The following is a 25940-nucleotide window of genomic DNA, read 5'->3' on the forward strand; positions in this document are numbered from 1 at the left end:
CGACCCTGGCCTGTTCGAGCAGCTTCGCCAGCGCGCCGAACTTCTCCGCGAGGCTGTCGCTACCGCGCGCGAACGCGGTCAGCGCTTCCGGCTGAACGTGGAAATTCACCTGACTCCCCCTACCTCAGGTACGTGCTGGGCGGTTCCTCGTCTTCGACGTGATCTTGGGGCGGCCGGTTCCGCTGCGCGGGCCGCGGCGTGGCGGGCGGCGGGAACGGTGGCCGGGCCTGCGGCGGGTACGGCGGCTGCGGCTGCTGCGGCGGCTGCGGTGGTTGCGGAGCACCGGGCGGAGGGGGCGCCGACGGCATCATCGGCTCCACGCCCGAGGCGGCCATGCCGTCCTTGAACTGCTGCAGCTGGTCCCCGAGGATCGGCGCCACGGCCTGCTCCAGCTGCGTGCTGCGTGGCCATTCTGATCGCGTCGAGGATCTCCTGCTGCAGCTGGACGTGCGAGCGGTTCATCGCGTTCGGCGACAGCTGCAGCCCGAGCACCGCGCCGGAGGTCGCCGCGGTCACCGTGACGGCACCGTCGCGGCTCCGGCCGACGCCGCGCAGGTCCTTCATGGCCTGCTGGAGCTCACCGGCCTTCTTCGCCTGCTCCTCGAACGAGCGCATGAGCGACTGCATCCGCTCCTGGCGGTCTGTCACAACACTTCCCCCGAAACGTCATCGGTCGACGCAACGAGGTTACGCGAACGGTCGTCAGAGCACGGCGGGCAGGCCGAACGCCGGGAACAGGGCGGTGCCGAAGGTGGCGGTCTCGGCGACCAGGCCGTCCTCGATCCTCAGCACGGTCAGCGCGAAGGCCTGGTACGGGCCGTCGNNGACGTAGGAGGCGGCGACGGGCTGCCGGTTCGCCGTCGCGGGCAGGATCCTGAACCTCACGGCGTGCGGTCCGTGCAGTGCGGGCGCCCAGGCCTCGATGATCGTCTTCCGGCCCTCGAACCACACGGCGTGCTCACCGTCGTAGCCGCCGGCGCCGGGCTGCTGGCTGGCGCGGGCGTCGGCGCTGAGCAGGGCGGCGAGGGCCTCGTCGTCGGCGCGTTCGAGGGCGGCCATGTAGCGCTGCAGGACCGCTCGGTCCTGTTCGCTGGAGTCGGTGTGCGCCCAGTCGACGCGGTGTTCGGGCAGGCGTTGTTTCAGGGCGGGCCTGGCCCGCTGCAGCATGCTGTTCACCGAGGCCACGCTCGACTCCAGCACCAGCGCGGTCTCCTTGGCGGGCCAGCCGAGCACGTCGCGCAGGATCAGCACGGCGCGCTGGCGCGGCTGGAGGTACTGGATCGCGGCCAGGAACGCCAGCTCGATGGTCTCCCTGGCGACGGCGGCGGTGTCGGGGCCGGTCTCGGCGGACTCGATCTCGGCCAGCAGGGTGTCCGGGCAGGGTTGCAGCCACGGCACGATCGCGGGTGGCACGCGGCCGGACGGTGGTTCCGGCAGGGCCGTGCGGGGATGCCGGGCGAGGAAGTCCAGGCAGGCGTTGGTCGCGATGCGGTACAGCCAGGCGCGGAAGGTGGACCTGCCCTGATAGGTCTCGCGGTGGCGCCAGGACCGCAGGAACGCCTCCTGGGTCATGTCCTCGGCCTCCTCGAACGAGCCGAGCATCCGGTAGCAGTGCACCTGCAGCTCCGGCCGGTACCGCTCGACCAGCGCGGTGAACGCCCGTTCGTCACCTGCCCGCGCGGCCGTCACGACGGCGCTGTCCTCGCCCAAGCTGATCACTCCTCGCCTCGTCGAACACGTCGATGTCTGTATGACTGTGTTCGGGCGGATTGCTCATCGCACGCGCAGGAGGTACAGCCCCGCGTCGCCCACGAGGGCCAGCCGCTCACCCGCGGGATCGAAGGAGGCGTCCCGCAGTCGGCCGTTGACCTTGATCCAGCACACGCGACGAAGCCCGTCGATCTCGTAGAGGCCGAGCAGGCCGGAGCGCGTCGCCACCGCCACGTGATGGTGGCTCACGGCCAGCTTGTCGGCCGTGCAGCTCAGCTGGAAGTCGTCCGCGCTCAACCGCGCGGCTGCTCTCCGCCGACCGGTGCCGGGGTCCCAGACGATGATCTCAGCCATCGTGTACCCGCTGTCCTCGGCCAGCGACACGAGACTGGACTCGTCCGGTGTGAAGCTCAGCGAAGCCCATCTCGTCGCGGCAGGTTCGTCGAAGGTGCGCAGGGGTTCTCCGTCGCCCGCGCGGAAGATCTTGACGCCTCCGAACCAGAACGCCACCGCGTGCCGGGCACCGTCGGGGACGAACGCGACCACGGGGTGCAGCTCGTACATGGCGGGGACGAGCCAGGCCGCGCCCGCACGGGCGCTCGGGTGGATCAGTGGAGGTGTGCCGAAGGGGTAGGAAAGTTCTTGTCGCGGTGGGCTTTCCGGGCTGTCGAGATCGATCGACGCCCATTCCCCGTGCCGTTGAACGGCCAACTGCCGCCCGTCGGGACTCCAGCGCACCACGTCGAACGACCGTGTGCCCGGATCCCGCTCCGTCAAGTTCTCGGGGTACCAGAAACTCACGACGGGCGCGCCGGCGGTGGCGATCATCGTGCCGGACCGCACCCAGACGAGATCGCCGTCCAGGCCTTCGTCGATGCCACCGTGGATCCTGCCGACGACCTCGGGCGGCTCCGCTTCGAGCCGTGGATCAGGCGGGACCCGCCAGGTCACCAGGCTCACCGCCCCGTGCCGGTCGGTCCGGTACGAACTGAGTGAGCGACCGTCCGGGGACCATCGGGAGTCGTGACAGGACCGCAGCTCGACAGGCGATTCCCGCCACAGCACGGTCTGGCTCCGCGGGTCCAGGATCATGACACCGCCGCGTGTGGACAGTGCCAGGGAGAAACCGTGCGGCCGCCAGGCAAGTCTCACGGGCACGCCCAGGAGTTCCCGGTGGGGCCATGCAACGACGTCCGAGGGCGACGAGACGGGATCACACCACCACAGCAGGCACCGATCAGTCGACGAGGCGGCCAGCCCGTGCTCACCGTGCCAGTCGAGCGCGACGACGCAGGCGGCCGCAGAAGGTTCCAGGCGAGCTGGTTCACCGCCCATGACCGGCCACAGCCTCACCTCTTGCACTGAGGAGACCGCCAGGCTCGACGAGTCCGGGGCCCAGGCGATCGCCACCGGGGTGCCGATCGAGTAACCGCGTGACGCGAAGGCGTTCACCTCGTCGCCGGTGCCCGCGTCGAAGATCAAGACAGTGAACAGGTGTGAGATCTCGTCGCTGTCGTCCGGAAATCGGTCCGTCCTGCCGACAACGGCGATGTACGAGCCGTCCGGGCTCCACCTCACCCTGTCCAGCGCCGCGTCCGGCACGGAGATGACGGTCGTTTCGGTCCAGGTAGCCGTGTCCCAGATCCGGACGGTCGTGTCGTAAGCACCGGTGGTGGCGACCAGGTGCCCGCCCGGATGGCACGTGATCGACGTGACCGGTCCGCGGTGCCCGCCGAGGACCCTTACGAGCGCGTTGTCGGCACGATCGGGAAAGGGGTGCAACGGTGTCACCCCGCCCTCGCCGACCGCCTCAGGGACGTGGGAGATCCGTTCGAACAGCTCCGGGCGGCAGAACAACCGGGTGTGCAGGGTGAGCGCCAGGTCCCCGCGGTTCTGATGACCCACGAGAAGGTGTGCCTCCTGCCGCAGCATCGAAGCCAGCATCTCGACCGGACGATCGGCGGCACCCGCGGCCGAGTACGTGATGACGTCCGCCTCCAACGCGAGCGGTCCACGGGACCACATGCGCTCGACCTGATAGCGCAGGTCGAGCAGCAGGAGCCGGAGCTCGTCGGCGCGACCTGCCTGCACGAGGTGGTACGCGAGCTGGTCGGTGAGCGGGCAGCCGCCGTCCAGCAAAGCCGCGCTGGCCGCAGACATCGTCCGAGAATGGTTCTCCCGCAGTGCCTCGCGGGTCACGTCGTGCAGCCGGACACCCGTGTTGCCGGACGCCGAGGCCAGGCAACGGCGGACCAGGCGGTCGCATTCGATCCGCGTCTGCACGGAGCTGAGCTGCCACAACTGTTCCAGCCAGGCGAACGGGACCACCGCGCCCTGCGGGAAGGCCGCGATCGACCTCAGCCGGTCGACGCTGGCCGCACCGGCGGAATCGGCGAGGTCCGCCAGACTCAGCTCCAGCGTGGTCGCGATGCCGCGGCGCAGCTCCACGGCGGAAAGCTGGTCGGCGGAGGTGATGCCGTGCCGGTCCAGTTCCGTGATCACCCCCGACACCGCCTCGGCGACCGGAAGACCGTGCTGGGTCACCAGGCTCCGCAGGGTGCCGCCGAGCATCGTCAGCGCCAGCGGCCATCGTCCGACCCGCGCCGCCAGTACGCCGACGTGTGCCGCGGCGTCGTCCGGCAGGTCCAGACTCAGGACCGCCCGGGCTTCCTCGTCCTCCAGCGCGTCGACGACCACATCGGTGGCGTCCACCAGGCCGCGGTTGCGAGTGGTCACGAGACGAACGCACTGCGACCCGCCGTCCAGGAACGGATCCACCGCGCCACTGGACCAGGCGTCGTCCAGGACGAGGAGCAGCCGGCGCGTGGAAATGGCGTCCCGGAACGCCTCCGCCGCTGCGGGAACGGTCGCGAAGACGCGCGGCGCGATGCCGGCCACCAGGGCCGTCACGTCGCTGAGCAACGACGCGAGCCGCTGTTCGGACGGATCGCGGCCCAGCTCGACCCACAGCACACCGTCGGGGAAGCGCTCCCGGACGGACGGCTGATGGCAGGCCCAGGTCGCCATCGACGTCTTGCCGAACCCGCCGGGACCGCACAGCACCACGGGGTGCCCCTCGCCGGCGGCGGGCTCCAGCAACGCGTCCAACAGCCGGCCGCCGAGACCGACGCGCTCGGTGAAGCCGTTGGGCAGCCGCGGCGCCATGACCGGGACGGCCGACCGCCTGGTCCGGTCACCGATCACCACGTCGCCGACGACGTTGCCGATCTGCACCACGCTGTCCGCCGAGCCCGACAGCTCGTTGTGGACAGGTGGTTGCTCGTGGTCCGGCATCCGATCATTGTCGCCGACCGGACCTCACACGGTGAATTCGCACCACAACGGGAAGTGGTCCGAGATCCGGTACGACAGCTGGGTCTGGCTGTCGGCGCGAATGAGATCGCTGGTGAAGTCGAAGGTGCCGGCGTTGGCGAACGGCAGCGACAGCACGGCGCGGCCGGTCGTGAACCAGGCGATCTGGTCGTAGAAGTGCCGCGTGTCCGCGGGCGCGTTCGGGTCCTCGAAGATCGTGCGGGGCGTGTAGTTCAACGCGGCGGGCGGTTCGAGGCCGGTGGAGACGAACGCCCGGTAGAGCGGGTCGCCGCGGCGGTCGATGTTGAAGTCTCCCAGCGCGATGAGGTTCTCACCCCAGGGATCCTTGCTCGCGGACCAGCGGGCCAGCCACTGCGCGATCGCGGTGAGCTCCGGAACCCGGTCCGCGGCCTGCTCGCCGTACAGGACGTGCAACGTCACCAGCGTGAACCTGGTGGCGCCACGGGCGAAGCTGACCGCGTACGGCGTGCGCGCGAACTGGTCGGTCATCGCGCCCGCGGTGGCCTTTTCGGGCGCGACGACGAGTTCGCAGGCCAGGCCGGAAGGCCGCACCCGGCTCCGGTCGTACACGAAGGCGAGCCGTTCGCCGTTGCCCGCGTGGCCGTCGGTGACATCGGTGACCACGAACGCCCAGTCGTCGCCGAGCACCTCCATCATCGCGAGGAACGCCCCGGCCGTGCGGCGCAGTTCCTGGACCGCGACCACGTCGAACCGGCGGACCACCTCCGCGATGGCCAGCACGTTGCCGGCGTCCCGGATCGGCGAGTCGCCGGTCTTGGACCGCCACACCGGGTTCATCCGGTCGAACGCGCGCACGTTCCAGGTGCCGATCAGCAGGTTGGACGACGTCTTCTTGGGAACTGTCTGGTCCAGAGCCGCGCCGAGCGCGTCGAGCTCCTTCGTGACGCCGGCCGGTGGGCGGGCGAGGTCGATGCCGGGCATTGCGCACCTCCAGGGCGCCGTTGCGCTGTGTGACATGACATCGAAGGAACTGCCCACTTCGTGTCAGCAAGTCACCCATTTGGCCCTGGAGGTGGTCGCGTAGCGGAGGCTCAGGTGCCCCGGACCGGGTGCATCCAGCCGTGCGGGTCGGCGAGCCTCCCCTGCTGCAGGTCGAGCAGAGCATGGCGCAGGCCCATGGTCACCGGGCCGGGCGTGCCGTCGCCGACCGTCCAGCCGTCCTCACCGTCCACCACGCCGCCCACCGGCGTCACGACCGCCGCGGTGCCGCACGCGAAGGTCTCGGTGAGCGATCCCGCACGACACTCGTCGCGCCACTGGTCGAGGGAGAGCTGGTCCTCGCTCACCGGGTGGCCGAGCGACTCGGCGAGCGCCAGCAGCGTCTTGCGGGTGACGCCGGGCAGCAGGGTGCCGGTCAGCCGCGGGGTGATGATGCGGCCGTCGCGCACGAAGAACAGGTTCATGCCGCCCAGTTCCTCGACCCAGCGGCGTTCGGTGGCGTCGAGCCACACCACCTGCCGGCACCCCGCCTCCTCCGCCTCGCGCTGGGCGAGGAACGCCCCGGCGTAGTTGGCCGCGCACTTCACGTCTCCGGTGCCGCCGGGGAACGCCCTGGGGTGGGCGCGGTTCACCCAGACCCGCACGGCCTCCACGGCGCCGCCGAAGAAGCCTCCCGCGACGAACGCCATCATCAGGAAGCGGTACTCCCTGGCGGGACGCAACATCAGGTTCGCCTCGCTCGCGAACATCAACGGCCGCAGGTACAGGCTCAGCGACGGGTCGTCCGGCAGCAGGTGCTCGTCGGCGCGGACGATCTCCTCGACAGCGGCGAGGAACATCTCCTCCGGCAGTTCGGGCATGGCGAGCCGGCGGGAGGAACGCTGGAAGCGCTGGGCGTTCTCCGCGGGGCGGAACACCGCCATCGAGCCGTCGGGCTGGCGGTGGGCCTTGAGCCCCTCGAACACGACCTGGCCGTAATGCAGGCCGATCGTGCCGGGGTGCATCGGGATGTCCGCCAGGGCAACGGTTTCCAGCGGACTCCAGCCCTCACCGTCGCGCCACGTCGCGGAGATCATGTGCGCGGTGAAGGCCGAGCCGTGCTCGCCGGCCGGGTTCTCGGCGAGGATCTGGTTGGTCATGTCGTTCTCTCCTCGGTCGGTCAGACGAGCGGGGCGAAGAAGAAGGTCTCGCGGCGGTCGAAGCCGTGCCGGCCGACGCGGAAGAAGTCGGCGAACTTCAGGTCGACGTCGCTGCCGTCGTTCATGCGGCCGTGGAACTCGCCCGCCACCGCCACCTCGTCGCCCGACTGCAGCACGGTGGTGAGCTGGTGGGCGCCCTCGCGGATCGGCCGCAGGTCGCAGTAGAAGTGCGCGATGGCGGCACGGCCGACGAACGGGTCGTGACCCGGCCGGCGGTACTCGGCGCCGGGGGCGAAGAGGTCCACCGACTCGAGCAGCCTGCCCTCGTCGATCAGTCCGAAGTAACGCCGGGCGAGCTCGGCGCCGGTGTCGTCGTTCACTTGTCCTCCTGATGAAGTCGAGCCGCCATCACCGCGGCGATGCGTGTCACGGCGTCAGGTGTCGTCATCGCGCCGTGCTCGCACTCGACGGAGTGCGTGACGATGCGACCGGTGACGTGCGGCGTCCAGGCGAGCGGAGTGAGGCCGTCGTCGTGGCGGGCGGCGAAGAACAGCAGTGCCGATTCGTCCAGCAGCAGGCGGGCACCGTGCGGGGGTGCGCGGGTACTTGCCCATGTAGGCGTAGATGACGACGTGCCAGTCCACGTCGCTGAGCAGTGCGCCGGCGAGCGAGCGCAGCGCGACGACGGCCTCCTCGTCCTGCTCGGGACTCGTCTGCTGCGCGTAGCTCAGCGAGATGCTGAGCACGCCGTGCTGCCGGAAGAACATCCCCTCCAGCACGCTGATCGCCACCAGCAGGCCGGGCGGGCACAGCTGGCCCATCATGCAGCCGCCGAACGTCTCCAGATGCGGCCGCGCACCGTGGTCGCGCAGTCCCGCGAGCCACTCGCAGCACCGCCTCCAGCTGGCCACCGACTCGCCCAGCGGCGAGCGGCTGCAGGGCAGGCAGTACGAGACGGGACCGCCCTCGGTGGCGTCGAGTCCCGTCTCCGTCAGGACGGCGAAGATGTCGCGCGGGTCCGGTGAGCCGTGCCGCACCTGGATCGGGAAGTCGCCGGACCGCACGTCGCGCACCACGTCCCTGGTGCGCGCGGCGCCGTGCGCCACGATCGGGTAGCCGTTGAGGTCGCTGCCCTCGCCCATGGCTCGCCGTGCCGCCGCGTGCTGCCCGAGCCGGGTGTAGCTGTCGAGCGTGATGGTGCCGACCGTGCGGGCGGCGGCGTGCTTGGTGGCGATGAGTCCCTGGCGCATCCGGTCCGGGTCGCTGAACCCCATTCGCGGCTGGACGACCAGGTCTCCGCTGCCGCCGCGGCGCGGACGTACTCGCCGAACGAATGCGTCGCGAGCCGGCCCGAATCGCGTCCCGAATTGTGCACGAGCGCACTCATCGACAAATTCCAGTGGGCAGAGAATCGACGAAGGAGAGGAACCTCTGCGACTCCGAACCGTCCTCGAAAACGCCGTCGAAACCGGCCGCCATCAACTTGTCCGCCCGTCCGTCATCGGTTCCGGAGGTGCCGAGCTTGCCGCCGATGACGACAGGTACGTGATCCAGTTCCTCGGTGCGGCGAATTCGTTCGATCACGCGCAGGCCGTCGGTGAAACCGTGTCCGTTGACACTGCTGACGACGACCAGGTCGCGGCCGGGGCGGGTGGCCTCGCGCACGAGCAGGTCGTCGGGGACGCACGCGCCGAGGTTCGTCACCCGGTGGCGGAGCTCCTCGACCAGCAGCTGCAGGAACACCAGGTTCCAGGTGTGCGCGTCGGAAGAGACGCTGGTCACGAGTACATCGAGTGGTCTTGCGGGGGCCGGGTGGACGAGCCCCGGCCGCAACGTGGTGACGATCATGCGGGCTCCACCACCGGCGTCAGGTCGCTCCAGTGCTCGTCGACGTAGCCCAGGCACTCGTCCCGTGCCGCCTCGCCGAACACCGTGCGCCACCCGGCGGGAACGTCGATGCCCACCGGCCACAGCGAGTGCTGGCCGAGATGGTTCACCAGCACCAGGTACTTCCGGTTCTCGTCCTCGAACGGATTCGTCACGTTTGCTCCTCCTCGCCGGACAGACATGCCGCCGAGAAGAAAACTAGCGAAGCGGGAACTCGGGCAGAGGCAATGTGAAGAGGCAGTCAGGAGGCAGCTTGCCGCCGCACTTTCAGTGCGCTTTCCACGGATTCGGCCACCGGCAACAGCCTGGACACCTCGCGAGCGCCGAAAACAGAAATTCCGATCGGTAAACCTCCGATCGCGCCCAACGGAAAGCAGATGTTCGCATAGCCGGCGACGGCGGCGGGGGTGGAACTGCTGACCGTGCGCGGATCGCGGGCTCCGAGGCGCCACGCGGGCGCGTTGGCGGGAGCGAGCACCGCGTCGAGGTGGTGGGTGTGCAGCGTCGAGTCGATCAACGCCCGCGCCGCCCGTTCCGCGCGATGGCGGGCCTGCCGGGCAACGGCGCGTTCCACCTCCGACACCGCGGCGGCGCGTTCGAACAGGTCCTGCCCGAACAGGCTGAGCTCCACGTCGTCGGCCAGGTTCGCCTCGATCAGCTCGTCCAACGTCGCCGGACATCCCGTTCTGCCGCGCAGATACCGTTCGAGGCCCAAAGCTAGATCTGCATCCGCGCCCGGCCGACTGTTTGACCTCCTGCGCTCTCGCCCCGAGGCGCCGATACCCTTGTTACTTGAATGTCACACGCTCAACCCGCCGTGACCACCCGAACGGTCGATACGTCGTTACTGCGTGTGTTTGACTTCGACCCGAAGCGCACCCCTGCGATGCAACGAGCTCATGATCACCTGCATCATCTGGGCATGCGCAGCTCACTGTTCAACCACGCGGAACGGTCCGTAGAGCCCGGAAGCTTCCAGCTGCAGAACGAACGCATGCTCAAGGTGGACCTCACCGGCAGCGGCGGGTTCTTCTTCGCCAAGCAGGGATCGATGGTCGCCTACCAGGGTGACGTCGACTTCGCCTACGAAGGTGCCGGCGGTCTCGGCAAGCTGTTCAAGAAGGCCCTCACCGGTGAGGGCATGTCGCTGATGAAGGTGTCGGGCAGCGGCGACGTGTTCCTCGCCCAGGACGCCGACGAGATCTTCGTGCTGTACCTGGAGAACGAGGGCGTCACCGTCAACGGCAAGAACGTGCTCGCCTTCGACAGCTCGCTCAAGTGGGACATCAACCGCACCGAAGGCGCGTCGATGCTCAGCGGCGGCCTGTTCAACACGACGTTCACCGGCACCGGCGCACTGGCCGTCACCGCCTACGGGACGCCGGTCGTGCTGAACGTGGACGTGCCGACGTACGTCGACATGCAGTCCGCCGTGCTGTGGTCCACCTCGCTGCAGTCCTCGATCCGCAAGACGGCGAAGCTCGGTGCCATCATCGGCCGCGGCTCGGGCGAGGCGTACCAACTCGCGCTGTCGGGTCAGGGCATCGTCGTCGTGCAGGCCTCGGAAGGCCACCCGGTGCCGACCGCGCAGTGACGTTTTCACGACGATCTCGCCGGCCGGCAGACCGACCCGTTGCGGGAAAGCGCTCACCGCACCCTCGTCGAGCCGCATCTCGCGGACGGCAACCCCGCGCAGGCCGTGCGGCAGTACCAGAGCTACCGGGAGCTGTTGCGGGCGCAGCTCGGACTCGAACCGTCCCCGCACATCCACGACCTCATGCGGCCGCTGCTGCGAAGCACGCGGTAGCGGCCGCATCCTGAGTGCCGCCGGACACCAAGCACCTGACCAGAAGTCTTGTCCGAAACCTCACGACTCGTTGATGCCGAGCGCGTCTGCAAGTACCACCAACTCTTGATCGAATCGCCCTCAACTACACCCAACCGGTTCGTCACCCGACGAACCGTCGCCGTGTCCTCCGTCCAGAACCGCCCTGTTGGTAGTAGAAAAGTGCCTGTTGATGTTGAGTTGGCGGTACTTGCAGACGCCATCAAGCCGAACGGGCGTCCGTCAGGCGAGTAACGGACACAACTTCTGGCAGCCTGCTTAGCGGGATGGAGGCTGTCCGGTGGGAGCACCGTTCGGCGGCGCACCGGCGGACGGCGTCGTGGTGGTGTCCACCCCGACGTTGAGCGTCACGGTGTAGCCATTGGTGACGTCACCGGTCACGGTCGCGAGCTGCAGGGCGCCGCTGTCGTCGCCGAAGACGTTGTCACCGCTCAAACTCACCTTCTTCAGGTTCGCCACCGACTGCTCGTAGCCGGACTGGGCGTAAACCTGCTCGCACACGTTCTGCGGCAACGCGACCTGCGAGGTGGCGATCACCTTCGTGTGATCCGTGATGCCGGCCTGGTCCGGGTAGACCTCGAAGTGGATGTGCGGCCACCGCCCGTCGTAGCAGGCCGGGAAGATGCTCGTGAAGCGCACGCGGCCGTCGGCGTCGGCGATCTGCACGCCGCGCAGGTAGTTCTCGTTCTCGATGCCCTTCGAGTACAGCGAGTACTCACCGACGTTGTTGCAGTGCCACACGTAGACGGCCACTCCGGCGAACGGCGCACCGCCCTTGGCCAGGTCCGCGATCACCAGTTCCAGGGTCATGGGCACGCCTTCGGCGGTGGCGCTGCCGGTGCCGAAACTGGACCGGATGTCACTGCGCACGACACCGCTCTGTTCGAGGACGTCCGGCCCGTTGGAGCCGTCGCCCGGATACGGGCCCGCCGTCTCGTCCGGAATCTCACCCGAGGCCGCCGCAGCCGACGAAGTGCTTGTGGTGGTTGAAGAACCACTCGAATCCGTACCGCACGCCGCCAGCACGGCGCCCGCCGCGCCGAGACCGAGGAACCTCAGTGCCCGGCGGCGGTTCAGCAGCGTTTCGACGTCGAAGCCGAGGCCCTGGTCCACGACCTCGTCCTGCGGCCGCGGCAGGGGGCGACCCTCGTAAGTCAGCTCGGATTTGCTCATGATCCAACCCTAGGAAGAGAACTTGTGAACACTGTGTGCGAAAGCTGTGAGCGACCAAAGTCCACAATGGACATGGTTAGCGGGCGCTCGTCCGGAAGACCCAGTTGCGGAACAACAGGAACCTCAACGCGGTGGCCACGAGGTTGGCCAGCACCACGGCGAGGATCTCCGCGTGTCCGCCCGGCGCGGTCACCTGCTGGATTCCGACGAGCGCGGCACTGGTGAGGCCGAGTCCCAGGCCGAAGACGATCAGTCCCTCGAACTGGTGGCGCACCGCGCCCGCCCCACCGCGCACCCGGAAGGTGAACCGCCGGTTGGCCGCCGTGTTGGCGATCGCGGTGACCAGCAACGCGACCAGGTTGGCCGCCTGCGCCCCGATTCCGCCGCGCAGCAGGAGGAACAACGCGAGGTAGGCCAGTGTGCTCGCGACCCCGACCGCGCCGAACCGCACCAGCTGGGTGAGCAGTCCCGCCGGCACGCCGGGCCGTGGCTGCTCCAGCGGCGCGCGCCCCAGCCGGCTGCGCAGCTCCGCGATCGGGATGGCACCAGAGGCGAAGCCTCGCGACAACCGCGCGATGCCCTTGATGTCGGCGACGGCGGTCGACACGATGTCGACCCGGCTGTCCGGGTCGTCCACCCAGTCCACCGGCACCTCGTGGATGCGCAGCCCCGCGCGTTCGGCGAGCACCAGCAGTTCGGTGTCGAAGAACCAGCCGGTGTCCTCGACGTGCGGCAGCAGGCCACGGGCGACATCGGCGCGGATGGCCTTGAACCCGCACTGGGCGTCGCTGAACCGGGCAGCCAGCGTGCTGCGCAGAATCACGTTGTAGCACCGGGAAATGAACTCCCGCTTGGGACCGCGCACGACACGAGCGCCGCGCGCCAACCGGCTGCCGATCGCGATGTCCGAGTGCCCGGAAGTCAGCGCCGCCACCAACGGAGGCAACGCGGCGAGGTCGGTCGACAGGTCAACGTCCATGTACGCCAGCACAGTGGCGTCCGATGTGGACCACACCGCCTTGAGCGCGCGGCCCCGGCCCTTCTCGGCGAGGTGCACCGCCCGCACCTCGCTCATCTCGTCGGCCAGTGCGTCGGCGATCTCCGCCGTGCCGTCCGTGCTGGCGTTGTCGGCGATGGTGATCCTGAAGGAGTCCGGGAACCGCTGCGTGAGATGCGCGTGCAGCTTCCGCACGCAGGGTGCGAGGTCGTTCTCTTCGTTGTAGACGGGGACCACCACGTCGAGCACAGGTGCGGTGGTGGCCGTCGCCGTGGTTTCGGGAGCGGGCGTCGCGAGGCTCATGGCGTCAGCGTCTGCAGCGGAGATTGGCGCCCGATGTGGCAGAGCTGTGCGGAGGCTGTGAAGGCCCGGCAAGCCACAGGGACGGTCGCCGATCTGGGGCCGGGCCGAGTCGTTGCCGTGATCGCAGCCACGCAGGCTGGCCGCATGCGAGCTGGGGTGTTCTTGCGCTGGGTGGCGCATCCGCTGACCGTCGGGGCCACCGCCGTCCTGTTGCTCAACGACCATGTGTTCAAACAGGCGTGGCCGGGCCTCGTCACCGGCAAGCTCAGTGACGTCGCCGGACTGGTGGTGGCGCCGGCCGTGCTGGGGCTGCTGTTCGGGCTGTTCCGCGCCGGCCAGGTCGGTGCCACGGCGGCGGTACTGCTGACCGGGGCCGGTTTCGCGTGGGTCAAGCTGACCAGCGGAGGCGCCGAGGTCGCGTCGGCGGCGTGGTCGGTCGTCAACGGGCCTTCGGTCGTGCTGGCCGACCCGAGCGACCTGGTGGCACTGCCCGCGCTGGGCCTCGCCTGGTGGGCCTGGCGGCAGGTCGAGGCCGCGCCACCGCTGCCGGACCGACTGGCTCACCGGGTGCGGCTGGTGCTCGCGGTGCCGTTCGCGGTGCTGGGGATCGCCGCGACCTCCGCGCCCGCCAACACGCTGCCGTCGGTGGACTCCGTGCAGCTCACGGGCGAGCAGGTGGTCATCGAGGTGGACGCGCGGTTCTACGGTTCCCCGTCCGGTACCGGCGACTGGACGCCGCTGCCGGAGACCACGCTGCCCGAGACCACGCCGCCCGGACGGTCGCGGGAGCGCCAGCAACTCGAAGCCTGCGCACCCGATGACGCCGCACACTGCTACCGGGTGCACGGCGGCGGAGACCTCGACCTGGAGGAAACGACGCCACGCGGCGGCCGGCTGCTCGGTGTCGACGAATCGACCGACACCGGTCAGACCTGGCGCACCGCCTGGGAGGTGCCGGCCGCCCGGTGGCCGTTCGTCGAGCGCCAGCACCCGTTTCCCGGCGGCGTGAACCGGGTGGAGAAGGTGGCCAGCGTGGACGTCCTGGTCCGCGCAGTCCCCGGTGGGCACGAGGTGATCGTGGCCAACGGCGTCGAAGGGCTGGCGATCCGTGGCGCCGACGGCACCTGGAACCGCGTGCCGGTCGTGATCGCGACGACCGGGCTGGACATCCGCCCCGCGCCGCTCACCGGGTTCGGCCAGGTGATCGGAGACGACGTCAGCAACGCCGGCATGATCACCCTGCTCGCCCTGCTGATCGGGATGTCGGTCGCGGCCGGCCAGGCCCGTGCCCGACTGGGACACCTGCTCAGCGTGGTGGTGCCACTCGTCTTCCTCCTCCTCGCGGCCATCCCGATCACCGGCGTGGTGGTGTTCTTCACCGCCGACTCCGGCACGGCGACCGTGCCCAAGCTGGTGCTCGCGCTGTGCCTGATCGGCGTCGGCATCGGTCTCACGATGGCGCAGGGAGCGGTGCGCCGGTCACGCGCGGCGGTGGTCGGCGCCGCCGCCGCGCTGACCGGACTGGCGTTCCTCGGACCTTTCCTCGGCTGGACGGTCGGCCTTCCTCCCGCGCGCGAGGCCGCCATCCAGCTCGGCCTGATCCTCGCGGCGGGAGGCCTGGTCCTGGTCGTCGCGGCGGGCTGGTGGGCCGGCCGCGACCGGGTCCAGCAGACGCCTGACTCGGCCGGAGTTACCGGCTCAGCCGGGTGAGCAGCCCGGCGAGCAACATCGTCTGCGGGAGAACGGTGTCGGGGTAGATGAACTCGTCCCTGGCGTGAGCGCCGCCGCCGACGGCGCCCAGTCCGCACAGCACCGGCCGGCCGAGTGCAGCGACGAAGTTCGCGTCGCTCGCACCGCCCACCGCGGCGTCGCGCAGGTCGCGGCCCTGGTCGCGGGCGACGGCGCGGGCGAGGTCGAGCAGTGGGGCCGACGCGGCGTTCAGCGTCATCGGGGGCCGGTTCCAGCGGCGGTCGACGTGGATCCGCACGCGGGGGTCGCTGACCGTGATCGCGGCCAGTTCGGCGTCGACGCGTTCTCGTTCGTCCGCGGTGCCGACTCGGATGTCGATGCTCGCGGTCGCCGATCCGGCGAGGACGTTGGTGGCGCTGCCGCCGTTGATCAGACCGATGTTGACGGTGGTTCCCTTGGCCGGCGCGGCGATGGCTGAGGCGAGGACGACGAACTCCGCGAGCGCGTGGATCGCACTGGCGCCGTGTTCCGGGGCGAGTCCGGCGTGTGACTCGACGCCGATGGCGGTCACCGTGGCGTTCCCGGTGCCTTTGCGGGCCGTCTTGACCGCGCCGTCGGCGGTGGGCTCGAGGACGAGGGTCGCGTCGACCTCGGCGGCGACCTGCTCGATGACCGGGCGTGAGAACGGGGAGCCGATCTCCTCGTCGCCGTTGAAGACGAACGTCACCGTCGGCACCCGGCCAGTCTCCCTGGCCAGCTTCAGCGCCCAGATTCCCTGCACCAGACCGGTTTTCATGTCGAAGATGCCCGGACCGCCGAGCCTCGGCCGCCCGTCGCCGGCGGCGGGGGCCCAGTCGGCGAGCGTGCCGGTCGGCCACACGGTGTCGTAGTGGCCGACCAGCGCGACGTGTCCGGGGCCGGTGCCGTCGTAGGTGAGGGTGACGGTGTCGCCGTGTTCCCCACCGGGGTGCCGCCGCTCGTGACCGGGCGGCCCGAGCCGGGACACCGTCAGCTCCCGCAGCAGGTCCAGTCCCGCCGCGAGGCCGGCCAGGTCGTGGCTGCCGGTCTCCTGGTGGACCAGGGCGAGGACGTCGGTGAGGATCTGCGGGGTGGGATCAGTCATGAGCGGCTTTCTCTCGGAGTGACAGGAGAAGACGGGTCAGGCGCTGATGCCGAACGGGATGCCGAGCAGGTACCAGGCCACGAAGAACGCGATCCAGACGACCCAGACGACGGCGGCGATCGGGATGGTGAACGAGGCGAGCGTGCCGATGCCCGCGGACTTGCGGTACTGCTGGATGAAGCCCAGCGCCATGACGAAGTAGGGGCTCATCGGGGTGACGCAGTTGGTGACCGAGTCGGCGACGCGGTAGACGGCCTGCGTGGTCTCGGGGTCGATGCCGACCAGCATGAGCATGGGGACGAACACCGGTGCCGCCAACGACCACAGCGCGGATCCGCTGGTGATGAGGAGGTTCATCACGGTGATCAGCACCGCGATGCCGACGAGCACGATCCAGCCGTGCAGCTTCAGGTCGCGCAACGCCTCGGCGCCGGTGATGGCCAGGACCTCGCCCATGTTGGTCCACTTGAAGTAGGCGAGGAACTGGGAGATCGCGAAGAACAGCACGAGGATCGGGGCCATCGTCCGGACGCCGTCGGCCATGGCGGCGACGACGTCGCGGGCAGCGGGCAACGTCCCGGTCATGCGGCCGTAGACGGTACCGAGCACGGCGAAGAACACGCCGAGCACGAGCGCTATCCCGGAGATCAGCGGCGAGTTGACGATGCCGCCGTTCTCGCCGCGCAACGGGGATGACGCCGGAATCATGGCCACCACCAGTGCGGCGAGGAAAACCAGCGCCACCAGGCCGGTCACCCGCAACGCGCGGCGCTGCAGCGGGCTCACCGTCATCGCGCCGAGCTCGGTGGCGTCGAGTTCCGCGTCCGGCTCGTCGGCTTCCAGGTCGGAGCGCTTCGCGAGCACCTTCTCGACGACGATCGTGATCACGGCCGCGATGAGCACCGACGAGGCGAGCCCGAAGAAGTAGTTGGCCACCGGGGTCACGACGTAGTCGCGGTCGATCGTGCGGGCCGCGGCGGTCGTGATCGACGACAGCAGCACGTCGGTCTTGGTCAGCGACGGCGAGGCGTCATAGCCGGCGGAGATCGAGACGTAGGCGACGATGCAGCCCAGCACGGGACTGCGGCCTGCCGCACGGAAGATCAGCGCGCCCAACGGGATCAGCGTGATGTAGGCGGCGTCGCCGACCACGTGACTGACCATCGCCGTCATCGACAGCGCGAAGGTCAGGTACCGGGCCGGCACCCGCGCGACCATGCGCCGCAGCATCGTCGAGAGCAGCCCGCTGCGTTCGGCGACGCCGATCCCCAGCATCACGGTGAGGATCGTGGCCAGCGGCGGGAAGCTCGCGAAGCTTTCCACGGCGCCCGCGACGACCAGCGTGAGCCCGTCCTTGCTGAGCAGGCTGCTCACCTCGACGACCTTGTGCGTCGCCGGGTTCACCGCGCTGACGTGCATCGCCGCGAGGACCGCGCTGAGCACGGCCACACAGGCCGCGAACAGCCAGAACAGCCAGAACGGGTTGGGCAGTCGGTTGCCGGTCCTCTCGATGGCGGCGACGCCGCGGAACGCGGCGCGCAGGACTTTCGACTGTGGTTCGGTCGCGGCGGTGCTCATCGGTACCTCGCCGTACAGGTGGGGGATGTTGCGGCAAAGAATGACACCAGAGTGAGCGATTTGCTAGAGTGCGGCCACAGATTCGGTATTTACTGGCATCGAAGGCGGCAGTCATGGCACCCCCTCAGCTCGACGAGCTGGACCGGCGTCTCATCGGCGCACTGCACCTGGCGCCGCGCGCCACCTGGGACGACATCGGGGGAATCCTGGGTGCCGACGCGAGCACGCTCAAACGCCGCTTCGACCGCCTGTCCACGGCCCGGATGATCCGCGTGATCGGGCAGACCGACTGGGGCCTGCACTCCACCGCGATGCCGGTGCACGTGTTCCTGGACATCACCGGCGAGACCCCGCTGGCGGTGCTCGACCGGCTCCGCACCGTGCCGCACCTGCAGGTGCTGGCACAGATCTCCGGCGGCTACCCGCTCTACGCCGTGGTGCACGCCCCGTCGGAGTCGGCCACCAGCGAGGCGATCGACCGCCTGTTCTCCGTTCCCGGCGTCCGCCGCGTGAACGCGCTGCCCGCGCTGAGCACGCTGCGCCGGGGCGCCACCTGGGACCCGCAGTTCCTGACCGAGTCCGAACGCGCCGGCTTGCTGACGCTGACCGGCGCGCAGCCAGAAGGCACCGCGACCGCGACCGCCAAACCCCTCGGCGACACCGAACGCACCGTGGTCACGCAGCTGATCCAGGACGGCCGGGCGTCCGCCGCGAGCATCGGCCGCGCAGCCGGCCTGCCCACCTCGACCGCGCACCGCGTCGTCCGCCGGGTCCTGGACGAGCGGTGGGTCCGGCCACGGCTCGAGGTGGTGTCCGAATGGCTCGGTTTCCGCACCCCCTTCGTGCTGCGCCTGCGGGTCTCCCCCGGCGCGACGCCCGACGTCATGCGGCACCTGGACCGCCTGCCCCAGACCAGGGTCAGCGCCCACGTCGCGAGCGACTTCTCGGTGCTGTGCGTCGGTCTGGTCGCCGACCGCCCCGCCCTGGCCGCGTTCATCGACGACGAGCTCGCGGCGATCCCGGGGATCCTCGCCGTCACCGTCGACGTCATCCTCACCGAGCCGCGCCGCTACTGGTTCGACCGCGACCAGTCCTCAGGTCTCGGGGAGTTCCGGGCGCCGGCACTGCTGTGACCGGTCCCGCCGGAGTTCACCACGCCTTGCGATCCACCAGCGTCCTGGCATCGGACAGCAGCCGCGCCACCGCGTGATCCACTCCGCTCGTCAGGCTCTCCACGGTGTCCTGATGCGCCTTGAGGTCGTCCGCGGCCTCGACGGCGAGTTCCCGCCTCCGCGCGGCCGACGTGCCTCCCGCGCTGGTCCTGCTCTCCACGAAGGACCGCGCGTCCAGCACGGCCGCCAGTCGTGCGGGCGAGTAGTCCCGCAACGGTCCCTCGGCGAGTTCGGGTCGCACGGTCCCGTCCGGTTCACCTGCCGCCTCGTGCGCGGCGATGAACCGGGCGACGAGCTCGTGTGCGGCGCGGAAGGACATGTCGTGGACGTCCACGAGGTCGTCGGCCAGCGCACTCGCCGTGGCCCACTGCCGCACGGCCGACGACTCGAGCAGGTCCGCGTCGATCTCCAGCGTGGCCAGCACCTCCCGGAGCAGGGCGACGGCGCCCGCGGTCTCCCTGCAGTACCCGGGAACGCGGTGGTGGACATATCCCTGGTCGGCGTCGGTGGACGTGGCGAAGTGCAGTAGCCCCAGTCTGCTCGCGCCCCAGCCGGCAGCGTCACCCGCGAGCCCTCGGATGCGTTCGAGGACGATCGGGTTCCTCTTCTGGGGCATCATGCTCGACGTCCCGCACAGCGACGGGTGCAGTTTCACCATCCCGATCTCCGACGACGACCAGTAGTAGAGATCGGACGCGCACCTGCTGAGTCCCGCCAGCGTCAGGCCCAGCGTGGCCGCCAGCTCGGCAGTGGTGTCCATTGAGGACAGTCCGGCGTCGCGCGCGTTGCGGACCGGGCGGGCGAACCCCAGGTACGCGGCGGTGGCGGCCCGGTCGATCGGCCACGCGGTCCCGCTGTGCGCGGCGCCCCCCAGCGGACACTCGTTGATCCGCTCGAAGACCTGGATCATCCGGGTCAGGTTCCGCGACACCGACCAGTACTGAGCGTTGAAGTAGTGGCCCAGCGAGGTCGGCTGGGCGTGCTGCAGGTGGGTGTAGCCGGGGGCGATCACCTCGTCGTAGGAGTCGGCGGCGGCCAGCAACGTCCGCGCCAGCCCCAGCGTCTCGGTCATGAGCTCCAGCAACGCCCGCCGGTCCGCCATGCGGACGCCGGTCGCCTTCTGGTCGATGCGGCTGCGGGCGCGCTGGATGTCGAGTCCGGCCGGGCCGCACTCCTCCTCCAGGTAGCGCTCGAGCTGCAACGTGATCGTGCCGATCTCCGGGTCGCCGGCCAGCAGGTCCTTCGGCTCGTGGTCGAGCAGTTTGAGCAACGCCGCCACGAGTGACCTGCCTCGCCGGCGATCGAAGATGTTCTGCTGGGTGAGCATGAGCGCGTGTGCCAGGTCGATGAGCACGAACTCGTGCACGGCGTCCAGTTCGTCGGACAGCTCCACGGCGTTGACGTGGTCCACCAGCGCTCGAGACGGGCGAGCGCCCAGCCTTCCGTCGGTCAGGCTCACTTGACGGCTCCCGCGGTCATTCCGGAGACGATGTGTCGTTGCAACACCAGGAATCCCACGACGATCGGCGCGGACACGACGAGCGAGGCGGCCATCACCTGGTTCCAGTACACGTTGGACTCGCTCGCGTAGGCCTGCAGGCCCACCGCGACGGTGCGGGTCTTCTCGTCGGTGAGCACGGAGGCGAACAGGACCTCGCCCCAGGCCACCATGAACGAGAAGATGGAGACCGCGACGATGGCGGGCCGGGCGGCCGGCACGAGGATGCTGACCAGCAGCCGCAGCGGTCCCGCTCCGTCGATCTTCGCGGCCTCGTCGAGCTCGCGCGGGATCGTCTGGAAGTAGCCGACCAGCATCCAGATCGCGAACGGCAGCGAGAACGTCAGGTACGTGATCGTCAGCCCGGTGCGGCTGCCGACCAGACCGAGACCCGTGTACCGGTCCACGAGCACGAACAGCAGGAACAGCGGCAGCAGGAAGAGGATGCCGGGGAACATCTGCGTGGAGAGCACGGCCAGCCGGAACGCCTCGCGTCCCCGGAACTTCCACCGGCTGATCGCGTACGCGGCGAGGATCGCGACCGCCACCGACAGCACGGTGGCCGCGCCGGCGACGATGATCGAGTTGGCGAAGTACTCGGCGAGCGGCACCGTGGACCACATGTCGACGAACGGCGCGAGCGTCGGCTCCGACGGCAGCCAGCTGAAGTCGCTCTGCACCTGGTCGAGCGGTTTGAGCGCGGTGCTCACCATCACGAACAGCGGGGCGCAGACGAACACCGTCAGCAGGGTCAGGGTGCTCCGGCGGAAGAGCCGGTAGCCGGAGGTCTCATGCCTCATGGACTTTCCTCCTCGTCGCGAGCAGGTAGACACCGGTCACCAGCAACAGGAACAGCAGCAGCACCGCGCTCATCGCGGCACCGAGGCCGAAGTTCCACGTCACGAACGAGTTCTGGTAGATCTCGACGTTGATCAGCCGGGCCTCCTCCGGCGCGCTGCCGCCGAACAGCACGAACGGCGTCTCGAACTCCTTGAACGTCCACAGGAACATCACCAGGACCAGGACCTGGTTCACCGGGGCGAGCAGCGGGAAGGTGATCTCGCGGAACTGGCGCCACGGCCCGGCCCCGTCGAGCGTGCCCGCCTCGTAGAGCTCGGCCGGAATCGACTGCAGTCCGGCCATCAGCATCAGGAAGGCGAACGGCCACAGCCGCCAGATCGCCACCACGCACTGCGCCCAGAACGCGTTGGAGCCCAACAGGAAGAACGCCTTCTCGTTCAGCACGCCCAGCTGGTCGACCAGGACGTGGTTGAGCATGCCGTTGTCGCGCTGGAACAGGAACCGCCAGGTGATCACGGCGGCGAACGCCGGCAGCGCGTACGGGACGAGGAACAGGGTGCGCAGCACGCCCCGCCCCACCGTGGTGTTCTGCAGCGACACCGCCGCGGCCGTACCCATGAGCCACGACGCCGCGATCACGATCAGCGTGAAGCACAGCGTGACCAGGAAGGAGCTGAGCAGCGACGCGCCCACCGGCTGGTCGACGTCGAGCACGACCTCGAAGTTGCCGAACCCCGTCCACGGCGCCTCCCACCAGCGCGCCAGCTGGTACTGGGTGAGCTTCAGCGTGCTCATCAGCAGCCCCGCCAGCATCGGTCCGAAGTGGACGGCCAGCTCCAGCACCAGCGCGGGCAGCAGGAAGAAGTACGGGCTCCACGTCCGTTTCGCGCGAGCGGGCCGCACCGGCGGCTCGTCGACCGTCCTCGCCAGGGTCTGGGTGCTCATCCGCCCGACGCCACCCTGTCCGCCAGCGCCTTGAGCCCGGACCGGATCTGCTCGGCGCTCGGCTGCTTCCCGGTCGCGGTGTCGGCGAGCCAGGTCGCGACGGAGTTGCCCACCAGCGTCTCGAACTGCGCCTCCTGCGCGACGCGCGGCAGCGGGACGGCGCGGTCGGTGATGGTCTGGCGGGCGACCTGCGACTCCTCGGTCGCGAACGCCTCCTCCCCCGCGTCCTTGATCGGCGGGATGGTGCCGTAGGCGGTGTTGAGCACGGTCTGTTCGCCGACGCTGGTCAGGAACCGCACCAGTTCGGTGGCGCCGTCCAGGTTGTCGGTCTGCTTGAAGATCGCCACGTTCGTCCCGCCGAGGAACGACGCCACCTCCTTGCCGCCCGCCGTGTGCGTCGGCACGGGCGCCACGCCGTAACGATCCGTGCCGAGGCCGTAGTCCTTGAGCGTCTGTCCCAGCGTCTGCACCAGCATCATCCCGATCTGGTCCTTCGCGAAGGCCTCGTAGACGTCGGCCCAGTCGGCGTTCTCCGCGTCCGACGGGTTCACGATCCTGTCCTGGCCCATCCACGACAGGTACTGCTCGATCCCGGCGACGGCCTGCGCCGAGTCGAACGCGGGCTTGCCGCCGGGGAAGAAGTCCGCGCCGCGGGCCGAGCCGAGGATGTACGCGTAGTGGACGGCCGTGGTGTACGCCTGACCGCGCAGACCCAGTCCCCACTGGTCCGGCTTGCCGTCACCGTTGGTGTCCCTCGTGAGCTTCTTGCCGATGTCGACGAGTTCGGTCCAGGTGGCGGGTGGCTTGCTCACGCCGGCGGCTGCGAAGAGCTTCTTGTTGTAGTAGAGCTGGAACACCTTGGTGTAGAGCGGAACGGCCACCGGTGTGGTCCCCTCGGCGCCCGTCGTCGCCAGCGAGACCCGCTCGAACCGGTCCGCGCCGCCGATCTTGGCCATCATCGCGTCGTCCCACTCCACCAGCGCGCCGGTGGCCTGCAGCGACGGCGTCCAGGTGTTGCCGAGGTTCAGCACGTCCGGCCCCTTTCCGCTGGTGGTCGCGGTGAGGATGCGCTTGAGGAGGTCGGTGAACGGGATCACCTCCAGCTCGACCTTGATACCGGTGCGCTCGGTGAACCGGCGCAGCTCCGGTTCCAGGATCTGCTTGTCCCGGTCGAGGCTCGGTGACTGCTGCGAGGCCCAGTAGGTGAGCACCTTCGGGTTCGAGTTACCGCCGCCGGACGCTTGACAGCCCGCCAGAACGATCACGGCGGAGGCGGCCGCCGCGATGATCTTGAGTAACCGCACGCGCATTTCTCATCTCCGTTACCTGCATGTAAACGTCAACATGGCGGATTGTGCGCATGGACGGGCGGCCGTGTCAACGTTTACATTCGGTACGTACACGAGTACCGCGCGGGAGGAAAGCTGTTGAACGAGATCGACCGCCAACGGGTGACGTTGCGCGAGGTGGCGCACGCGGCCGGGGTCAGCACCGCGACGGTGACGCGTGTCCTGCAGAACTCACCACGGGTCGTACCGGAGACACGGCAGCGGGTGATGGAAGCCGTCCAACGGCTCGGCTACTCCCCCAACCCGATGGCGCGCGACCTGCGGCAGGGACGTCCGGCGGGGGCCGTCGGTCTGGTCACCGCCGGCTTCACCAACGTGTTCCAGGCGGGTGTCGCAGCGGGCGCCGAGCAGGAGCTCCGCCGGGCCGGGCTGCAGCTGCTCATCGGCTCCACGGAGGACGATCCGGCCAGGGAACCCGAGCTGGCGCGGGCGATGATCGACCACCGGGTCAGCGCGCTCATGATGATGCCGGACGGCGACGAGCGCGGGTTCCTCTCCGCCGAGAACCTGTTCGGCACACCGGTGGTGCTCGTCGGCCGCCCCGCCAACGACCTCGCCGCCGACGTCGTGATGACCGACGACGACCGGGCCGTGGCGGAGGCGGTGACGGGTCTCGTGGACCTGGGGCACACGCGGATCGCCGCGCTGGCCGGTCGTTCGGACTCCTTCCGGACCCGGCAGCGGCTCGCCGGTTTCCACGCGGGCCTCGCCGGGCACGACTCGTCCCTCGTGGTCGCGAACCTGACGACGTCCGCACAAGCACGTGCCGCGATCGAGAGGCTGATGGCGCTGGACTCGCCACCGACCGCGGTGCTCGCGCTCAACCTCGGCATCAGCACCGGCGTGCTGCTCGACCGCATCGCGAACGACCGGCGGTACGCGTTCATCGCGCTGGACGAGCACGACCTGTCGGTCGGCCTCGGGGTGTCCGCCGTCGTCCGCGACCCGCAGGAGGTCGGCCGGCAGGCGGCGAAGCTCGCCGTCGAGAGGATCGGCGACCCGGCCGGCGCCCCGCGCACCGTGACGCTGCCCAGCGTCGTCGTGCGCCGCGGCACGGGTGAGATCCCGGCGGAAACCGTGCTGGCGGAAGGGAATCAGCGGCGCAGCTCCTCGGCGTCGATCGGCAGGTAGGTCTGCTCCCGCAGGTACTGCTCCAGCCGGTCGGCGACTTTCCGTTGCCACCGCTCGACGTTGCCGTACAACTGCTCGAACGTGCTGGGATCGAAGGGCATCTCGTTGCCGTGGTACCAACTGGGGCGCCCGAGCGGCGTCGCGGCGGTCAGGGTGGACGTGGGCACGTCGACGTGGGTGGTCCGCCAGCCGCCGAGCGCGTTGCCGTGCTCGTCGCGCCGGATCTCGTCGGTGTCCCCTTCGGTGGCGAGGACCATGCTGGGCGCGGGCGCCCGTCCGGTGTCCGACCAGTCCAGCAGCGCCTGCCACAACGCGTGGTGGACGTGGCTGTTCGGGAAGGTGCTCCAGCGGGCACCGGCCGGGAGCGGGCACCGGGCGAGCCGGTCGCGGTCGGCCGCCGACATCTCGCGGGTCTCCCGGTGCGCCATGCCGGCGACCTCGTACAGCCGGAACGTCGCGCTGTCGGCACGGCGGTGGCTCAACCCGCGCACCTGCCCGCCGACTCCGCACCGCCGGCGGACGCTCTGGAACTCGGCCTCGCCGAGCACCTCGATGACGGGCACGTCGACGTCGGGCAGAGCCGGCCCGCCGGAGGCTCCCGGCAGATAGCCGTCGAAGGCCGGGGCGCCTGCGGGCAGCCGCAGCCGGTCGTGGTGGTGGCGGATGAACTCGCGCACGACCCCGCCGGTCTGGGAGATGCCGCCGAGGAACACCTTCCGCGCCTTGATCCCGCTGCCGGGCAGGCCTTCCCGCAGTGCCGCGGAGACCTGGGCGAGGATCTCCGGCGACTGCGGTGTCGCGTCCCACCACCGCCGCATGAACCTGTCGTACTCCGCCACGACCTCGGCGTAGTCCGCGTCCGGCGAGAACGGGATGGTGGCGGCGAACTGCTGGGAGAGCGGGCTTTCCGCGAACCTGAACGACCGGTACCGGTCCGGGTCGGCGCCCGCGACCAGCCCCATCGCCGAGGGGGCCTGGGAGTCGATCTCGACCCAGACGTGGTTGCCCCGCATGACGAACCGGTTGATCGCGCGCCACACCGAGGTGCCGCCCCAGATGTGGCTGGCCTCGGCGATCATCGTGCCGCTGCAGCGTGCGGGATCAGCCGGGCGGCGGATCAGGATCCTGGTGCCGTAGGGGGTTCCGGCAGCCGTGCCGGACACGAGGTACTCCTCCTGGACGTAGTCGTACCGCGCCATCCGATCGGTGCCGTACGGCTCCAGCACGACCGCGCGGGAACCTGGGGTGTCGGGGTGCGGGCCGGTGACGGTGGCCGCGACGACGGTCATGCGGATCCTTTCTTCGG

24 protein-coding genes are annotated in these 25940 nt (G+C 69.8%); 5 read left to right on the forward strand and 19 right to left on the reverse strand.

The genetic code is table 11. The annotated features are described in order from the left end of the window. Nucleotides 1-105: 105 nt before the first annotated feature. The 10 genes from B0F77_RS49005 to B0F77_RS14580 all read right to left on the reverse strand — a co-directional run bounded on the left by B0F77_RS49005 (nucleotide 106) and on the right by B0F77_RS14580 (nucleotide 9744). Nucleotides 106-648, reverse strand: a complete 543-nt coding sequence (locus B0F77_RS49005) for a YbaB/EbfC family nucleoid-associated protein (protein ID WP_245848151.1) — start codon at nucleotides 646-648, stop codon at nucleotides 106-108. A gap of 54 nt (nucleotides 649-702) precedes the next feature. Beyond that, nucleotides 703-1719 (reverse strand): RNA polymerase subunit sigma-70, encoded by a 1017-nt coding sequence (locus tag B0F77_RS14540; RefSeq protein WP_425435658.1) that lies wholly within the window; start codon nucleotides 1717-1719, stop codon nucleotides 703-705. Nucleotides 1720-1773: 54 nt separating this feature from the next. Next, nucleotides 1774-5004 carry an NB-ARC domain-containing protein gene (locus tag B0F77_RS14545; RefSeq protein ID WP_086663419.1) on the reverse strand — a complete coding sequence of 1077 codons (3231 nt, stop codon included), beginning with the start codon at nucleotides 5002-5004 and terminating at the stop codon, nucleotides 1774-1776. A gap of 24 nt (nucleotides 5005-5028) precedes the next feature. Beyond that, nucleotides 5029-5985 (reverse strand): endonuclease/exonuclease/phosphatase family protein, encoded by a 957-nt coding sequence (locus tag B0F77_RS14550; RefSeq protein ID WP_086663420.1) that lies wholly within the window; start codon nucleotides 5983-5985, stop codon nucleotides 5029-5031. 110 nt (nucleotides 5986-6095) lie between these two features. Further along, nucleotides 6096-7142 carry a branched-chain amino acid aminotransferase gene (locus B0F77_RS14555; protein ID WP_086663421.1) on the reverse strand — a complete coding sequence of 349 codons (1047 nt, stop codon included), beginning with the start codon at nucleotides 7140-7142 and terminating at the stop codon, nucleotides 6096-6098. 20 nt (nucleotides 7143-7162) lie between these two features. Continuing rightward, nucleotides 7163-7522, reverse strand: coding sequence for a nuclear transport factor 2 family protein (locus B0F77_RS14560; RefSeq protein ID WP_086663422.1), 360 nt, complete (start codon nucleotides 7520-7522; stop codon nucleotides 7163-7165). Nucleotides 7523-7576: 54 nt separating this feature from the next. Beyond that, on the reverse strand, nucleotides 7577-8416 hold the full coding sequence (locus B0F77_RS14565) for a hypothetical protein (protein ID WP_143466725.1): 840 nt from the start codon (nucleotides 8414-8416) through the stop codon (nucleotides 7577-7579). A 109-nt stretch (nucleotides 8417-8525) separates the two neighbouring features. Further along, nucleotides 8526-8990 carry a cobalamin B12-binding domain-containing protein gene (locus B0F77_RS14570; RefSeq protein WP_086663423.1) on the reverse strand — a complete coding sequence of 155 codons (465 nt, stop codon included), beginning with the start codon at nucleotides 8988-8990 and terminating at the stop codon, nucleotides 8526-8528. Further along, nucleotides 8987-9184, reverse strand: coding sequence for an MbtH family protein (locus B0F77_RS14575; protein WP_281252514.1), 198 nt, complete (start codon nucleotides 9182-9184; stop codon nucleotides 8987-8989). The genes B0F77_RS14570 and B0F77_RS14575 overlap by 4 nt, the downstream gene beginning before the upstream one ends. A gap of 86 nt (nucleotides 9185-9270) precedes the next feature. Next, nucleotides 9271-9744: an amidase gene (locus B0F77_RS14580; protein WP_143466726.1), complete on the reverse strand. Its 474-nt coding sequence runs from the start codon at nucleotides 9742-9744 to the stop codon at nucleotides 9271-9273. A 207-nt stretch (nucleotides 9745-9951) separates the two neighbouring features. On the opposite strand from B0F77_RS14580, the gene B0F77_RS14585 reads away from it, so the two are divergent. Both B0F77_RS14585 and B0F77_RS14590 read left to right on the forward strand, forming a co-directional pair. Then, on the forward strand, nucleotides 9952-10623 hold the full coding sequence (locus B0F77_RS14585) for an AIM24 family protein (RefSeq protein WP_086663426.1): 672 nt from the start codon (nucleotides 9952-9954) through the stop codon (nucleotides 10621-10623). Between the two features lie 39 nt (nucleotides 10624-10662). Beyond that, nucleotides 10663-10836, forward strand: coding sequence for a BTAD domain-containing putative transcriptional regulator (locus B0F77_RS14590; RefSeq protein WP_086663427.1), 174 nt, complete (start codon nucleotides 10663-10665; stop codon nucleotides 10834-10836). A 297-nt stretch (nucleotides 10837-11133) separates the two neighbouring features. Here B0F77_RS14590 and B0F77_RS14595 read toward each other — a convergent pair whose 3' ends face one another. Continuing rightward, nucleotides 11134-12048, reverse strand: coding sequence for an intradiol ring-cleavage dioxygenase (locus tag B0F77_RS14595; protein WP_086663428.1), 915 nt, complete (start codon nucleotides 12046-12048; stop codon nucleotides 11134-11136). A gap of 76 nt (nucleotides 12049-12124) precedes the next feature. Continuing rightward, nucleotides 12125-13348 carry a bifunctional glycosyltransferase family 2/GtrA family protein gene (locus B0F77_RS14600; protein WP_086663429.1) on the reverse strand — a complete coding sequence of 408 codons (1224 nt, stop codon included), beginning with the start codon at nucleotides 13346-13348 and terminating at the stop codon, nucleotides 12125-12127. A 144-nt stretch (nucleotides 13349-13492) separates the two neighbouring features. On the opposite strand from B0F77_RS14600, the gene B0F77_RS14605 reads away from it, so the two are divergent. Further along, the gene (locus B0F77_RS14605) at nucleotides 13493-15058 is read left to right on the forward strand and encodes a hypothetical protein (RefSeq protein WP_158102690.1); all 1566 of its coding nucleotides are present in this window, start codon (nucleotides 13493-13495) and stop codon (nucleotides 15056-15058) included. Here B0F77_RS14605 and B0F77_RS14610 read toward each other — a convergent pair. Together B0F77_RS14610 and B0F77_RS14615 are read right to left on the reverse strand one after the other, a co-directional pair. Further along, on the reverse strand, nucleotides 15039-16160 hold the full coding sequence (locus B0F77_RS14610) for a M20 family metallopeptidase (RefSeq protein WP_086663431.1): 1122 nt from the start codon (nucleotides 16158-16160) through the stop codon (nucleotides 15039-15041). The two genes, B0F77_RS14605 and B0F77_RS14610, sit on opposite strands and share 20 nt — an antisense overlap. Nucleotides 16161-16196: 36 nt before the next feature. Continuing rightward, nucleotides 16197-17738: an AbgT family transporter gene (locus B0F77_RS14615; protein WP_086663432.1), complete on the reverse strand. Its 1542-nt coding sequence runs from the start codon at nucleotides 17736-17738 to the stop codon at nucleotides 16197-16199. 113 nt (nucleotides 17739-17851) lie between these two features. Here B0F77_RS14615 and B0F77_RS14620 point away from each other — a divergent pair, with 113 nt between their 5' ends. Beyond that, nucleotides 17852-18871, forward strand: a complete 1020-nt coding sequence (locus B0F77_RS14620; RefSeq protein WP_086663433.1) for an Lrp/AsnC family transcriptional regulator — start codon at nucleotides 17852-17854, stop codon at nucleotides 18869-18871. Nucleotides 18872-18887: 16 nt separating this feature from the next. Here the strand turns inward: B0F77_RS14620 and B0F77_RS14625 are convergent, their stop codons facing one another. Genes B0F77_RS14625 through B0F77_RS14640 form a run of 4 tightly spaced genes read right to left on the reverse strand, consistent with a single transcriptional unit; the run spans nucleotide 18888 to nucleotide 23464 of the window. Beyond that, a complete protein-coding gene (locus tag B0F77_RS14625; RefSeq protein WP_211293791.1) occupies nucleotides 18888-20369 on the reverse strand; it encodes an argininosuccinate lyase in 1482 nt (493 codons plus the stop codon). After that, nucleotides 20366-21208: a carbohydrate ABC transporter permease gene (locus B0F77_RS14630; protein WP_086663434.1), complete on the reverse strand. Its 843-nt coding sequence runs from the start codon at nucleotides 21206-21208 to the stop codon at nucleotides 20366-20368. The genes B0F77_RS14625 and B0F77_RS14630 overlap by 4 nt, the downstream gene beginning before the upstream one ends. Further along, nucleotides 21198-22154: a carbohydrate ABC transporter permease gene (locus tag B0F77_RS14635; RefSeq protein WP_086663435.1), complete on the reverse strand. Its 957-nt coding sequence runs from the start codon at nucleotides 22152-22154 to the stop codon at nucleotides 21198-21200. Before B0F77_RS14635 ends, B0F77_RS14630 begins: the two co-directional genes overlap by 11 nt. After that, nucleotides 22151-23464, reverse strand: coding sequence for an ABC transporter substrate-binding protein (locus B0F77_RS14640; protein ID WP_086663436.1), 1314 nt, complete (start codon nucleotides 23462-23464; stop codon nucleotides 22151-22153). The genes B0F77_RS14635 and B0F77_RS14640 overlap by 4 nt, the downstream gene beginning before the upstream one ends. 117 nt (nucleotides 23465-23581) lie before the next feature. Here B0F77_RS14640 and B0F77_RS14645 point away from each other — a divergent pair, with 117 nt between their 5' ends. Further along, a complete protein-coding gene (locus B0F77_RS14645) occupies nucleotides 23582-24634 on the forward strand; it encodes a LacI family DNA-binding transcriptional regulator (protein ID WP_211293792.1) in 1053 nt (350 codons plus the stop codon). On the opposite strand, the gene B0F77_RS14650 is transcribed toward B0F77_RS14645, so the two are convergent. After that, a complete protein-coding gene (locus tag B0F77_RS14650) occupies nucleotides 24598-25923 on the reverse strand; it encodes an alpha/beta hydrolase domain-containing protein (protein WP_086663437.1) in 1326 nt (441 codons plus the stop codon). The genes B0F77_RS14645 and B0F77_RS14650 overlap by 37 nt on opposite strands. Nucleotides 25924-25940: the final 17 nt, after the last annotated feature.

It is taken from the genome of Lentzea kentuckyensis (assembly GCF_002150765.1).
GTDB classification, from domain to species: Bacteria; Actinomycetota; Actinomycetes; order Mycobacteriales; family Pseudonocardiaceae; genus Lentzea; species Lentzea kentuckyensis.

Excerpts from the sequence above, each read along its gene's own strand:
- B0F77_RS14545 (WP_086663419.1), bottom strand. The coding sequence starts at position 5,004 with ATGCCGGACCACGAGCAACCACCTGTCCACAACGAGCTGTCGGGCTCG.
- B0F77_RS14550 (WP_086663420.1), bottom strand. The coding sequence starts at position 5,985 with ATGCCCGGCATCGACCTCGCCCGCCCACCGGCCGGCGTCACGAAGGAG.
- B0F77_RS14555 (WP_086663421.1), bottom strand. The coding sequence starts at position 7,142 with ATGACCAACCAGATCCTCGCCGAGAACCCGGCCGGCGAGCACGGCTCG.
- B0F77_RS14565 (WP_143466725.1), bottom strand. The coding sequence starts at position 8,416 with ATGGGGTTCAGCGACCCGGACCGGATGCGCCAGGGACTCATCGCCACC.
- B0F77_RS14570 (WP_086663423.1), bottom strand. The coding sequence starts at position 8,990 with ATGATCGTCACCACGTTGCGGCCGGGGCTCGTCCACCCGGCCCCCGCA.
- B0F77_RS14585 (WP_086663426.1), top strand. The coding sequence starts at position 9,952 with ATGCGCAGCTCACTGTTCAACCACGCGGAACGGTCCGTAGAGCCCGGA.
- B0F77_RS14595 (WP_086663428.1), bottom strand. The coding sequence starts at position 12,048 with ATGAGCAAATCCGAGCTGACTTACGAGGGTCGCCCCCTGCCGCGGCCG.
- B0F77_RS14600 (WP_086663429.1), bottom strand. The coding sequence starts at position 13,348 with ATGAGCCTCGCGACGCCCGCTCCCGAAACCACGGCGACGGCCACCACC.
- B0F77_RS14605 (WP_158102690.1), top strand. The coding sequence starts at position 13,493 with ATGCGAGCTGGGGTGTTCTTGCGCTGGGTGGCGCATCCGCTGACCGTC.
- B0F77_RS14610 (WP_086663431.1), bottom strand. The coding sequence starts at position 16,160 with ATGACTGATCCCACCCCGCAGATCCTCACCGACGTCCTCGCCCTGGTC.
- B0F77_RS14615 (WP_086663432.1), bottom strand. The coding sequence starts at position 17,738 with ATGAGCACCGCCGCGACCGAACCACAGTCGAAAGTCCTGCGCGCCGCG.
- B0F77_RS14620 (WP_086663433.1), top strand. The coding sequence starts at position 17,852 with ATGGCACCCCCTCAGCTCGACGAGCTGGACCGGCGTCTCATCGGCGCA.
- B0F77_RS14630 (WP_086663434.1), bottom strand. The coding sequence starts at position 21,208 with ATGAGGCATGAGACCTCCGGCTACCGGCTCTTCCGCCGGAGCACCCTG.
- B0F77_RS14635 (WP_086663435.1), bottom strand. The coding sequence starts at position 22,154 with ATGAGCACCCAGACCCTGGCGAGGACGGTCGACGAGCCGCCGGTGCGG.
- B0F77_RS14640 (WP_086663436.1), bottom strand. The coding sequence starts at position 23,464 with ATGCGCGTGCGGTTACTCAAGATCATCGCGGCGGCCGCCTCCGCCGTG.
- B0F77_RS14650 (WP_086663437.1), bottom strand. The coding sequence starts at position 25,923 with ATGACCGTCGTCGCGGCCACCGTCACCGGCCCGCACCCCGACACCCCA.